This is a genomic window from Sphingobium sp. L-44, assembly GCF_056859495.1.
Genome location: NZ_JBSXOQ010000117.1, coordinates 32,734 through 44,823, shown reverse-complemented (window position 1 = coordinate 44,823; position 12,090 = coordinate 32,734). Strand labels below are relative to the sequence as shown.

Below are 12,090 nucleotides of genomic sequence, written 5' to 3'. Positions count from 1 at the left end.
GAATTAAGAAGGGCGGCCATTGGCCGCCCTTTTCTTTTATCGTTACTTCTTCAGCCGATAGCCGGTGCGGAACACCCAGGCGATGATGCCGAGGCATACCGCCAGCATGCCCCCCACGAACAAAAGACTGAACTCGATCCCGACATCACCCTTGCCGAAGAAGGTCCAGCGGAAGCCCGAGATCAAATAGACGATCGGATTGAACAGGGTGATGGTGCGCCACGGCTCGGCCAGCATGTGGATCGAGTAGAAGGCCCCGCCCAGGAAGGTCATCGGCGTGATGATCAGCAGCGGGATCACCTGCAACTGCTCGAACCCCTGCGCCCAGATGCCCAGGATGAAGCCGAACAGGCAGAAGCTCACCGCGATCAGCAGCATGAAGCCGACCATGGCAAAGGGATGGGCGACCGGCAAATCGACGAACAGATGGGCCGTGGCAAAGATGATGAAGCCGACGATCAGCGCCTTGGTGGCCGCCGCCCCGACATAGGCGATCACCGTCTCCATCGCCGACACCGGCGCCGACAGCAGCTCATAGATGGTGCCGGTGAACTTGGGCATGTAGATGCCGAAGCTGGCGTTGAAGATGCTCTCCGTGAACATCGACATCATGATGAGGCCCGGCACGATGAAGGCGGCATAGGGAATGCCGTCAATCTGCGTCATGCGCGAGCCGATCGCCCCGCCAAACACGATGAAATAGAGAGAGGTGGTGATGACCGGCACCAGCAGGCCGGTCAGCCAGGTGCGCCGGAACCGGTGCAGCTCGAACTTGTAGATGGCGGCGACCGCGCGCAGATTGGGGCCGTTCATGCCGCTTTCTCCTGATGGACCAGGCTCACGAAAATATCCTCCAGGCTGCTCTGCCGCGTCTTGAGATCCTTGTAGCCGATACCGAGATCGCCCAGCTTGCGCAGCAGCGAGGAGACGCCGGTGCGTTCAGCGCGGGTGTCGAACAGATATTCGATCTCCTGCCCCTGCGCCTTCAGCGCCACATCCCAGTCGGCCAGTTCGGGCGGCAGCGCCTCGATCGGCTCGGCCAGCATGATCGACAGCGTCTTCTTGCCCAGCTTCTCCATCAGCGCGGTCTTGTCCTCGACCAGCATCAACTGGCCATGGTTGATGACGCCCACCCGGTCGGCCATCTCCTCGGCTTCCTCGATATAATGGGTGGTTAGGATTATGGTGACGCCGGTCTGGCGCAGTTCGCCGATCAGCTTCCACATGTCACGGCGCAGTTCGACGTCGACGCCGGCGGTCGGCTCGTCCAGGAACAGCACGCGCGGCTCATGGCTCAGCGCCTTGGCGATCATAACCCGGCGCTTCATGCCGCCGGACAGTTCGCGGATCTTGTTGTGGCGCTTGTCCCATAGCGACAGGTCGCGCAGCACCTTTTCGACATAGGCGTCGTTGCGCGGCTTGCCAAAGAGGCCCCGGCTGAAGGTGACGGTGTCGATCACCCGCTCGAACTGATCGGTATTGAGTTCCTGCGGCACCAGGCCGATCGCCGCGCGCGCGCCGCGATAGTCGCGGATGATGTCATGGCCGGCGACCGTCACGGTGCCGCCAGAGGGGCGGACATTGGCGCAGATGATCGAGATCATCGTCGTCTTGCCCGCGCCATTGGGGCCGAGCAGCGCGAAAATCTCGCCCTCCTCGATATTCAGGTCGACGCCCTTGAGCGCCTGAAAGCCCGACGCATAGCTTTTCGTCAGGCCCTTGATTTCGATGATGGATGCCATGCGGCAGCGCCCCCTTTCCTTGTGTCGGCAAGATAGGAGGCGGACCGCGCCATGCAACCGGCAGCGCGGCAAATAGCGAAGCCGGGCAACATATTGGAAAAAGATTGAAGCCGGTGAAGCGCGGGCATAGGCTTAACGCTCCACCATGTGGAGAAGGCTATGAAAAAGGCAGTTCTCTATCTTTCGATCGCGTTGATCGTCGTTCCCGATATCGCCATTGCCCAGCAAGGCGGCCGACCGCCGTCCGGCAATGGCGGCGCCCGACCATCTCCGTCCACGCGCCCTGCCCCCGCCCCCTCACGCCCCGGCGGTCCGTCGACACAGCCGTCCCGGCCCGGTGCCTCTCGCCCGCAACCGCCCCGCCCCGGACAGCCTTCGCCCGGTCCGGGCCAGCCAGGTGGACCGGCGGTTCAACCACCCCGACCGGGTGGCCCTTCACCGCAGCCGCCCCGTCCCGGTGGTCCCGGCGTCCAGCCACCACGGCCAGGCCAGCCGCATCGCCCCGGCGCCGGCCGTCCGCCCAATTTCCGGCCGATCCCCGGCCCGGCCTTCCGCTATCCCCATGGCTATCGCTATCGCCGCTGGACGGTCGGCCTGTTCCTGCCGGCGGTCTTCTTCTCCAGCTATTATTATTACAATGACTATTGGCGCCTGGGCCTGGGCGCGCCGCCCTATGGCTATCGCTGGATCCGCTATGGCCCCGACCTGCTGCTGGTCGAGGTCCGGTCGCGCCGCGTGGTCGATGTCGTCTACGGCGCCTTCTACTGAGGCAGAAACAGGAAGGGCCGCATCATCCGATGCGGCCCTTTTCTCTTGCCCCGATCATTCGCCCCGTCGGGTGAAGCGGAAGACGGTTGCCGGCGGGAAATTGCGCACCGTATGGCCGGCGCGGACAACTTCCAGGCCCAGCTGGTCCAGCACCGCACGGCTGACCGGCGGCCGTGTCGAATAGGTGAACTGCACCAGGCTGCCGCCCGGCTTCAGCATGCGGAAGGCTTCGGACAATATGTCGATGTGCATCGCCCGGTCCATCGCCAGCAGCGGCAGGCCGCTGACCACGGTCTGATAGTCGCCGGGGCCACCGGCGGCCGCGACAGAGACGATCTGCGCCGGCGTCTCCAGGATCGATACATGGGGAAAATGACGACGCAGCCCGCGCGCGAAGGCGGGATTGATCTCCACCACCTCCAGCCTGTCGGCGGCCAGTCCCGTTTCCAGGATGGCGCGGGTGAAGACGCCGGTGCCCCCGCCCAGTTCCAGCACGCGGCCGCCCTGCGGATCGATGTCGGCCACCATCAGTCGCGCCAGATAGCGACTGCTGGGCACGACCGAGGCGGTCTGCCGGGGCTTCTTCACCCAGGCGGCGAGGAAATCGAGATATTCGGTGGCGCGGGCGCGAAACTCGCTGTTTGGCAGGGCGATTGCCCGGCTGCGCTTCGGCTTGTGCTGCATGGGCGAAATGCGACCGCTCCTTTCTGGTGCCGACTCCCCTTAGCGGGCCGGAACGCCCCCGTCGATTGGCTTAACAAGATTTCATGCCGGACCAGCAACGGCCGGTCCGGCACAAGTCCTTATTTCTGCTTGCCCGCCTCGGCAGCGGCCAGCACGCGCAGCACATTGCCGGACCAGATTTTCTGTACGTCAGCCTCGCTATAACCGGCCTTCAGCAGGGCGTCGGTGATCTTGGGCAGATCGACCACATCCTCCATGCCGACGACCCCGCCGCCACCGTCCCAATCGAGGCCGATGCCGACATGATCGGGGCCGACGACCTTCAGCGCATGCAGCATATGCGCCATGAAATCGTCGAACGTCGGCCGGTCGGTGTCGGGATAGAGTCGGTCGATCTCCTGCCGCTTGGCGAGCATCGCGGCCCGCGCCTCGGGCGATATCTTCGCATCTTCCCGCATCTGGCTGTAGAGCGCCATCAGCGCCTTCTGCCGTTCCGGATTGGGCTTGGATGCGCGCAGATAGGCGCCATAGGCGTTCATCTGGATCACGCCGCCCTTGGCCGCCAGCGCCTTCAGATGTTCGTCATCGATGTTGCGCGGATGGTCATAGATGGCCTTGCAACCCGAATGGGTCAGCAGCACCGGCGTGGTCGACAGCGCCAGCAGATCGTCCAGCACCTGGTCTGAGCTGTGCGAGGCGTCGGGTACGATGCCGAGGCGGTTCATTTCCTTCAGCAATTCCTTGCCGAGCGGGCTGAGGCCGCCATAGCGCGGCTTCTTTGACGGATCGGTCGAGCTGTCGGCAAACTGGTTATGCGCGAAATGGGCAAAACCCGACACGCGCACGCCCATGTCGTAGAATGTCTTGATCAGCGAGACATCCTCGCCCAGCGGATAGGCATTTTCGATCGACATATAGACGATACGCTTGCCCGCCGCGGCGATCGGCGCCGCGTCCTTCGCCTCCAGCGCCAGCGTGAAATTGTCGGGGTCGGCCGCCACCATCGATCGGATCGACATGCCGCGCAGCAGCGCGAAATCGCGCGCCTTGCGAAAGCCCTCGATCGTCAGCGGCCCCTGCCCGGTATAGATCGCCCAGAAACCGCCGTCCAGGCCGCCCTTCTTCATCCGCGGCAGGTCGACCTGGGTATAGTCGCTATGGACGCCATGCTCCTCGTCGATCGACCAGTCGGGCAGGTCGAGCGATGCCGGTGTATCAAGATGGCTGTCGAGCGTGATCAGCTTCTGGTGCAGCTGATAGACCTGTTTCGACACGGTTTTTGGCTGGGCCTGCGCCGCAATCGGGAGCAGCGCGATCAGCGCTGCCCCCATCAGATAAGCATTCCGCATCAGATCTCGCCCGAAATGGTGAACTGGAAGGTCCGTGGGGACAGCGGCCGGAAATTGCCGTCGCCCGTCACCGCCGGCGAGATATAGGACAGCGTGTCCTTGTCGAAGATATTGTCGAGGTTGAAGCGTGCCTTGACCCCCTTGACCGGGCCCAGCGTGATGCCATCGCCAATGTCGACATAGGCGCTGAACACGGTGAAACCCTTGACGCTCGACCCGGCCGAATTGTCGAAGGTCGACCAGCGACGCGACGTATATTTGCCGCTGATATTGCCCACCAGCCAGCTCGCCGGCTCGATGGTCACGCCGCCATTGACGATCCATTTGGCGCTGTCGGGAATATATTTTCCGTCGGTCCGGTATGTGGTCGCGGCCGTGACGATATCATCCTTGAACTTCGCGATATTATAGGTCGCGTTCAGGTTGAAATAGGCCAGGCCATTCAGGAAGCGCGGCTTGTAGGTGCCGCTGAATTCGGCACCATAGGCGGAAACCCGGCCGACATTCTGATAGAAGGTTTCGATGACGTTGGTCGTGCCCGGCAGGATCGACCCGATCGACTGGATGCGGTTCTTGAACTTGGTGTAATAGACCGCATAGGACGCGTAAAATTCGCCCTGATTGGTGCGGACGCCGGCTTCGAAATTCTGCGACCGTTCCGGTGCCGGCGCGGGCACGCCCGCCGGGCTGCTGTTCAGCGACACCGAAAAGACATCGTCCAGCCCCTTGGGCAGGGCCATATTCTCCGCATAGGATGCGAAGAACTGGCTCTGATTGTCGAACTTGTAGAGGACACCCGCCATCGGCAGGAAACCATCGCTGTAGCTGGTGCGCAATTGCTGCGGCCCCCAGCCCGGCACCCAGGATCCCGCCGTCGCACCGGCACGATAATAATCGTTGAAATCGCGATAGCCGCCATAGCGATAATCGATGTTCAGCGCCTTGATGCCCAGGTCGAAGATCAGCCTGTCGTCCAGCAGAGCGACGCGATCCTTCAGGAACGCCTGGGTCGTGTTGCGCTGGCTCTGGTAATCGCGGCGAACATAGACCAGTTCATCCAGATTGGGCGCGCTGGCGGGCGAACCGTCCGTCGTGTTGTAGCGCGCCTGGGTGCGATTATAGGTATCGACTTCGCCCCAAAGGCCCACTTCCAGCGTATGCGCGCCGATTTCCCAGTGCAGCTTGCTGGTCAGACCATAGCGGTCGCCACCCACCGTCGACAGACCATATTGCGTTCCCTTCGGCGCGAACAGGGCAATGCCGGCGGCCGACTGCCGCTGATATTGCAGCAAGCTGTTGGCATAGGTGTCCGGCGACACGCCATAACCGCCCTTGTCTTCATAATAGGCGGTCGCTTCGGCCCAGACGCCATCGGCGATGCCGGCATGGACGGTACCGCCATAAAGTTTGTCGTCGCGCACATTGATCGCCAGCGTATTGGTATAGGCATAGTTGGCGTTGCTATAGGCCGGGCCGCCCGGAACCGGCGCGAAGCCAGGCGTCGTGTTGGGCACGACCGAGATATAGCCGCGATCCCGGCCGCTCTTACCACCCACATCGGTGCCGGTCAGATACTGGCTGCGGCTGAGCGATGGGGAGTCGAAGTCGTTGAACTTGTTCGACACGAACTTGAACCGCGCCCAGCTGTCCCCGCCAAGATCGGCGTGGAGCATGCCTTCCCAATGTTCGCGGTCGACCGTGCCGTCGCCACGCCACAGATCGGTGTCCAGCTTGGTGCGGCTGACATAGGCCCGGAACGGCCCCACCTGACCGGTGCTGGCGCGGATGAAGGTGCGCTTCATGTTGAAGTCGCCAAAGCTCTGCGACACGAACAGACCCATCTCTTCCTGCGGCTTGATGCTGTTATACTGCACCACCGGGCCAAGCGTGGAGTAGCTGGGCAGGCCGACATCACCGGCGCCCACGGCCGCTTCCACCACGCCCAGATTTTCATTGTCGACATAGCGGAAGACCGGGCTGCCGCCAAAGGCGTCGCTGCGGCCGGTCGGAATGCCGTCGACCACGAAGCCGATCTGGTCCAGGTTGAAGGCGCGGGTCTGCACGCTGTTACCAAATTCATAAAGGCCCAGCGCGCCATCGGTCTGCACGTTGAAGCCGGGCAGCTGCTCCAGCATCTTGAGGCCCGAAATACCCGATGGCGCCGACAGCAGCGCCTCACGCGTCACCGCGACGACATTGCTGACCTTGTCCTCGCCGATGGCTTCGGCCGATTGCGAGATACGACGACCGGTCACGGTGATGCTGTCATTTTCGTCCGTTGGAGCAGCCTCCTGCGCAAAGGCGGCAGTGGATAAGGCACCCGCGCAGCAGGCAAGCAGCAGCGCAGCGCGAGACACGCGACGAACGGACGAAATCGAAGGCATAGAGGCTCCCTGTAGGCCCTGCAAAAGGGCAGTTCGCGCCAATCAGGAGCGCCCGCCCCTTCGGGCTATCGCGCCGTTCCTCTCCGGACCCTGGCCTGTCGATCATCCGTTCGGGCGAGCGCAGCCATGTCATCCATTTGTCATCTGAAACGAGCCCTTCGGGAAAATCCACCACGCGCTTATGATGATTTCTCAAGCGGAACGAGGCGCTTCAAAGCGTTGAGATTTCGCAATCAATGCCCGCTTCCTCGCACGCGCGCACAAAAAATCCTCCCCAGGCCTGGCCTGGGGAGGATCAAAAATTGCATGCCCTCTTCTTTTCGAAGAAGTATCCCTCAGCGCCCCTTCCAGACGCCCGGACGCTTCTCGACGAAGGCGGTCATGCCTTCCTTCTTGTCCTGCGTCGCGGTCAGGATCTGGAACAGGCGGCGCTCGGTCAAAATGCCCTGGGCCAGATTGGTCTCGAACGCGATATTGACCATTTCCTTGTTCACCATCGCCGCCATCGGCGGCATCGCCGCGATCGCGGCGGCGGTCTTGAGCGCGTCGTCCAGCAACTCGGCCGCCGGCACGATCCGCGCGACCAGACCGGCGCACTCGGCCTCCTCAGCGCCCATCATCCGGCCGGTCAGGCACATTTCCATCGCCTTGGCCTTGCCCACGGCGCGGGTCAGCCGCTGCGAACCGCCCATGCCCGGCGCCACGCCCAGCTTCACCTCGGGCTGGCCAAACTTGGCGGTATCAGCCGCCAGGATGAAGTCGGCCATCATCGCCAATTCGCAGCCGCCGCCCAGCGCAAAGCCAGCAACCGCCGCGATCCACGGCTTGCGAGTGGCGACCACCTTGGTCTGCCAGTCGGAGAAGAAATCCTGCAGGAAGAAATCGGCCGCTTCCTTGTTGACCATCTCCTTGATGTCGGCGCCGGCGGCAAAGGCCTTTTCGCTGCCGGTCAGCACCGCACAATGCTGGGTCGGGTCGGCATCATAGGCGGCAAAGGCCGCGCCCAGATCCGCGAGCACCTGGCTGTTGAGCGCATTGAGCGCCTGCGGCCGGTTGAGCGTGATGAGCGTCACCGCGCCCTGCTGTTCCACCAGGATCGTTTCATATGCCATTGCCGTCTCCCTAAGCTGTCAGCGCCGATCTATGTCGGCCAAAAACGGATCGCCAGCCTTTGCGGCGCGGCGATTTTGCCGATCCTATCGGCAAAGATGCATGAAATCCTGATCATAGCTGCGCATATGGGCGCCGCCATCGACATAGAGGGTCTGGCCCGTCACCGCCGTCGCGCCGGCCAGATAGAGAACGGCCTGCGCGATCTGCTCCGCCTGCGGCAGCCGGCCGAGCGGCATCAGTTGCTCCAGCCGCGCCATCTGTTCCGCATCATAGTCGGGCGTGGCGATGGTGAGGCCGGGTGCCACCGCATTGACCCGCACCTGCGGCGCCAGGCTGCTGGCCGCCGTCTTCGTCAGGCCGGCCAGCGCCAGCTTGGACAACGTATAGGCCAACTGATCGCCATGGGGATGGTCGATCCGCTGGTCGAGGATATTGACGATGCAGCGATCACCCGTCCCGGCCGGAACGGTCGCGAACGCCTTGGTCAGCATCGCGGGCGCGGCGCAATTGACCGCATAATGGCGCATCAGATCGTCGGCGGTGACACTGTCGATCCGGTCCTGGCCGAAGATTGCAGCACTGTTGACCAGCAGGTCTGGCGGCCGACCGAACCGTTCGGCAACCTGCGCGACCAGCTCCTCGGCCGCTTCGGGATCGGCAAAGTCGACGACGAACCCCTCCCACTCGGCGCCATTTTCTTCCAGCGCGATCGCCAGATGAGAGTCCAGCCGCGTGTCATGGCTGCCATGGATGGCGAGCGAATAGCCGGCCTGCGCCAGCGCCGCCGAAATGATCCCGCCCAGCCGGCGATGGCCGCCGGTCACCAGCGCCAGCCGGCGCGAGGCCAGCGGCAAGGGGCCGGTCGGCCCGGCATCCTTCTTCGCGCCGCCGATCGGGCGATAGGCGGGCTCGGCGCCCTCCCCCTCTCCGGTCACATCATTCACGAGGCGATGAGCTTCAGCACTTCCTCGCGCGACTTTTCATCGTCGCGGAAGACGCCGAGCATGCGGCTGGTCTTCATGATGACATTGGGGGTGCGCACGCCGCGGCCGGTCATGCAGCCATGGGTCGCCTCGATCACCACGGCGACGCCCTGGGGCTTGAGATTTTCCCAGATGCAGTTGGCGACTTCGGAGGTCAGCCGTTCCTGCACCTGCAGCCGGTTGGCATAGGCGTGCAGCACACGGGCCAGCTTGGAAATGCCGACCACATAGTCGCCCGGCAGATAGGCGATGTGCGCGCGCCCGACGATCGGCGCCATATGATGTTCGCAATGCGACTGGAACGGAATGTCCTTCAGCAGCACGACATCGTCATAGCCGCCCACCTCGTGGAAGATGCGCGAGAGATGATAGGCCGGATCATCATTATAGCCGCGGCAATATTCGCGCCAGGCGCGCGCCACCCGCTCGGGCGTTTCCATCAGCCCCTCCCGCTCAGGCACATCGCCCGACCAGCGGATGAGGGTGCGGATCGCCTCCGACACTTCGGCCGGGACCGGCTCCTTCGAGCCTTCGCCTACGGTTTCCGCATCGGGATCATATGCCATGAACTGGGCCACTCCATAATTGTTGGCCCCGGCATATGGCGACTGCGTGCCCGTCTGACCAGCCCTTTTGCCCCGGCTGGACACAACATCGCTGTGGTGGCAAATCACAGTCTAACGGGAACGCACCACATAAAAATGTCATTACAATCGCAAGATCATGCGCACTGAACGCATCGCCGCCGTCCTTCTGGCAGCCGGCATGTCGACCCGCTTCGGCGAGGAAGACAAGCTGATGGCCGACCTGCGCGGCAAGCCGGTTGCCGCGCATACGCTGGAAACCATCGCCTCCATGGCCTTTGCCGAGCTGGTCGCCGTCGTGCGACCGGTCGAATTTGCGCCGATATTGCATCGCAAGCTTGACCGGCGCGGCTTTGATATCATCGTCAACGAACGGCCCGAGGATGGCCTTTCGAGCAGTATCCGGCTCGCGGTCGAGCATGTGATGGACAAGCGCAAGGTGCGCGGCATCCTGATCTGCCTGGCCGACATGCCCGACGTGCCGCAGACCCATTATAACCATCTCTGCATGGCGGCCGAGGACATAAGATCGGTCGTCGCCAGCACCGACGGCTTCTCTTCCTCCCCGCCCGCCTTCATCGGCCGCAAGCATTTCCCCGAACTGCTGGCACTTAAAGGGGACCAGGGCGCCCGCGCGCTGCTGAGCCACGGCATCCAGATCGAGACGATCGGCAATGTGCTGCACGACATCGATACGCCGGAGGATCTTGGCCGCCCCCCGGTGACACCGACCTGAGGCCCAAAAGGGGCAGGCGAAGCCGCTTTGCCTTGCCCCGCTTCAGGTCGATCGCGTCGGATCGGTCAGACCGTCGCCCATTTCCCGCGGATCAGGGGCACGACTGAGCGGCAGCGAGCCGGTCTGGCGTTCCAGCATGCGATGCACCACTGGCGGCTTGCCGCCGCTGTGCAGCGCGTGGATCGTGTCGCTGTTGGTGATGTCGGCGATGGTGCGCCGCTGATTGTGGCGGACATAGTCGAGCCAGGTCGACACATGATAGCGCTCGACCCAGAGTTCCGGATCGCCCAGGTCGCGCATCAGCGACCATCCATGCGCGCCATCGCGCTTGCGAATGCGGCGGCGCTCGCTCATCGCGCTGAGGAAGGGGACGACCGACCCCACCGGAATGCGATATTCGATGGTGATGACCACCGGGCCACTGCGCGGCTCGACCGGAACGGCCGTCTCCGGCTCGCGCCAGCGGTTCTGGAGATCGAGATTGTCATCGCCGATCTGCGGCAGCGGACGAACGAAGCCGATCAGCGCAGCGACCAGTTGCACCGCGGCGGAGGCATAGAGGGCGTCCACCACGCCATGATCCTCGGCCAGATTGCCGAACAGCCAGGCGCCGATCGCCATGCCACCGAACGCCGTCATCTGATAGATGGCGACGGCGCGGGCGACGACCCAGCGCGGCGCCGACATCTGGACCGATACGTTGAAGGTCGACAGCGCCATGACCCAGCCCGCCCCGGCGAGCAGATAGCCAAGCAAAGCCAGCGCCAGATAGCCCGACATGGCGGTGATCGCCGTGCCCGCCGCCAGCGACAGGGCGGCGGACCGCACGATCGCCTCGATCGAGAAGCGCGCGCGCAGCCGCCGGGTGGACAGCGCCCCGGCCACCGCACCGACGCCGAAGGCGCCGCTGGTAAGGCCGAAGGTCAGCGCGCCACCGCCCAGCACATCGCGCGCCACCAGCGGCATCAGCGCCGACACCGCGCTGGCACCGATGCCGAAGGCACCGCCGCGCAGCAGCACGAGCTGGATCTTGGGCGACATCGAGACATAGCTCACACCGGCCCACATCGCGATGCCCAGCCGCTCGCGCGGCAGCAGCTTGGGCGGCAATTCCGGCCGCCAGCGCGCCAGCACCGCGACCAGGCCGATATAGCTGACCGCATTGGCCAGGAACGCCGCCGCCGCGCCCGCCGCCGCGACGATCACGCCGCCCAGTGCCGGACCAGTGCTGCGGGCGAGGTTGAAGCCCATGCTGTTCATAGCGACGGCACTGGGCAGCACGCTCCGCGGCACCATGTCGCCGACCGATGCCTGCCAGGCCGGGCCGTTCACCGCGGTCGCGCAGCCGATCAGGAAGGTAAAGCCCAGCAGCGTCCAGGGCGTCAGCGCGCCGAGCCAGGCGACCAGCGCAAGGGCAGTCGACACCAGCAGCATGAACAGCTGGCAGGCCATCATCACCTTGCGCCGATCCAGATTGTCGGCGACCGCGCCGGCCCAGAGCGAGAACAGCATGATCGGCAGCGTCGTCGACGCCGGCACCAGCGCCACCAGCACCGGCGAGGCGGACAGCGAGGTCATCATCCAGGCCGCACCGACCGACTGGATCAGCCCGCCGAAATTGGACGCCAGGCTCGCGATCCAGATCGCGCGGAAGATGGGAATGGCAAAGGGCGAGGACGGCTGGGGGGACTCGGTGTCAGGCACGAAAACCATCAAGCGGATTTAGGAACGTCGGTCAAACCCGCGA

The 12,090-nt window shown here is 64.0% G+C and carries 11 protein-coding genes; 2 read left to right on the top strand and 9 right to left on the bottom strand.

The window, feature by feature from the left end:
- Positions 1-42 precede the first annotated feature (42 nt).
- Positions 43-813 carry an ABC transporter permease gene (locus tag AC13EK_RS20960; RefSeq protein ID WP_004212064.1) on the bottom strand — a complete coding sequence of 257 codons (771 nt, stop codon included), beginning with the start codon at positions 811-813 and terminating at the stop codon, positions 43-45.
- Complete coding sequence (locus AC13EK_RS20955) at positions 810-1,742, bottom strand: ABC transporter ATP-binding protein (protein WP_069336814.1); 933 nt, start codon at positions 1,740-1,742, stop codon at positions 810-812. The genes AC13EK_RS20960 and AC13EK_RS20955 overlap by 4 nt, the downstream gene beginning before the upstream one ends.
- Positions 1,743-1,901: 159 nt before the next feature.
- Here AC13EK_RS20955 and AC13EK_RS20950 point away from each other — a divergent pair, with 159 nt between their 5' ends.
- Positions 1,902-2,510 (top strand): RcnB family protein, encoded by a 609-nt coding sequence (locus AC13EK_RS20950; protein ID WP_277788101.1) that lies wholly within the window; start codon positions 1,902-1,904, stop codon positions 2,508-2,510.
- 54 nt (positions 2,511-2,564) lie between these two features.
- On the opposite strand, the gene AC13EK_RS20945 is transcribed toward AC13EK_RS20950, so the two are convergent.
- From AC13EK_RS20945 to folE, 6 genes are all read right to left on the bottom strand, one after another.
- Entirely contained in the window at positions 2,565-3,194 is a 630-nt protein-coding gene (locus AC13EK_RS20945) for a class I SAM-dependent methyltransferase (protein WP_069338172.1), read from the bottom strand.
- A gap of 119 nt (positions 3,195-3,313) precedes the next feature.
- Positions 3,314-4,543, bottom strand: a complete 1,230-nt coding sequence (locus AC13EK_RS20940; protein ID WP_069338171.1) for a dipeptidase — start codon at positions 4,541-4,543, stop codon at positions 3,314-3,316.
- Positions 4,543-6,927 (bottom strand): TonB-dependent receptor, encoded by a 2,385-nt coding sequence (locus AC13EK_RS20935; protein WP_069338170.1) that lies wholly within the window; start codon positions 6,925-6,927, stop codon positions 4,543-4,545. Before AC13EK_RS20935 ends, AC13EK_RS20940 begins: the two co-directional genes overlap by 1 nt.
- Before the next feature lie 335 nt (positions 6,928-7,262).
- Positions 7,263-8,039: an enoyl-CoA hydratase-related protein gene (locus tag AC13EK_RS20930; RefSeq protein ID WP_069338169.1), complete on the bottom strand. Its 777-nt coding sequence runs from the start codon at positions 8,037-8,039 to the stop codon at positions 7,263-7,265.
- 84 nt (positions 8,040-8,123) lie between these two features.
- Positions 8,124-8,984 carry an SDR family oxidoreductase gene (locus AC13EK_RS20925; RefSeq protein ID WP_010335387.1) on the bottom strand — a complete coding sequence of 287 codons (861 nt, stop codon included), beginning with the start codon at positions 8,982-8,984 and terminating at the stop codon, positions 8,124-8,126.
- Complete coding sequence (folE, locus tag AC13EK_RS20920; protein ID WP_069338174.1) at positions 8,981-9,589, bottom strand: GTP cyclohydrolase I FolE; 609 nt, start codon at positions 9,587-9,589, stop codon at positions 8,981-8,983. Before folE ends, AC13EK_RS20925 begins: the two co-directional genes overlap by 4 nt.
- 157 nt (positions 9,590-9,746) lie before the next feature.
- On the opposite strand from folE, the gene AC13EK_RS20915 reads away from it, so the two are divergent.
- Positions 9,747-10,343: a nucleotidyltransferase family protein gene (locus AC13EK_RS20915; RefSeq protein ID WP_069338168.1), complete on the top strand. Its 597-nt coding sequence runs from the start codon at positions 9,747-9,749 to the stop codon at positions 10,341-10,343.
- 42 nt (positions 10,344-10,385) lie between these two features.
- Here AC13EK_RS20915 and AC13EK_RS20910 read toward each other — a convergent pair whose 3' ends face one another.
- Complete coding sequence (locus tag AC13EK_RS20910) at positions 10,386-12,056, bottom strand: MFS transporter (RefSeq protein WP_069338167.1); 1,671 nt, start codon at positions 12,054-12,056, stop codon at positions 10,386-10,388.
- Between the last annotated feature and the right edge of the window lie 34 nt (positions 12,057-12,090).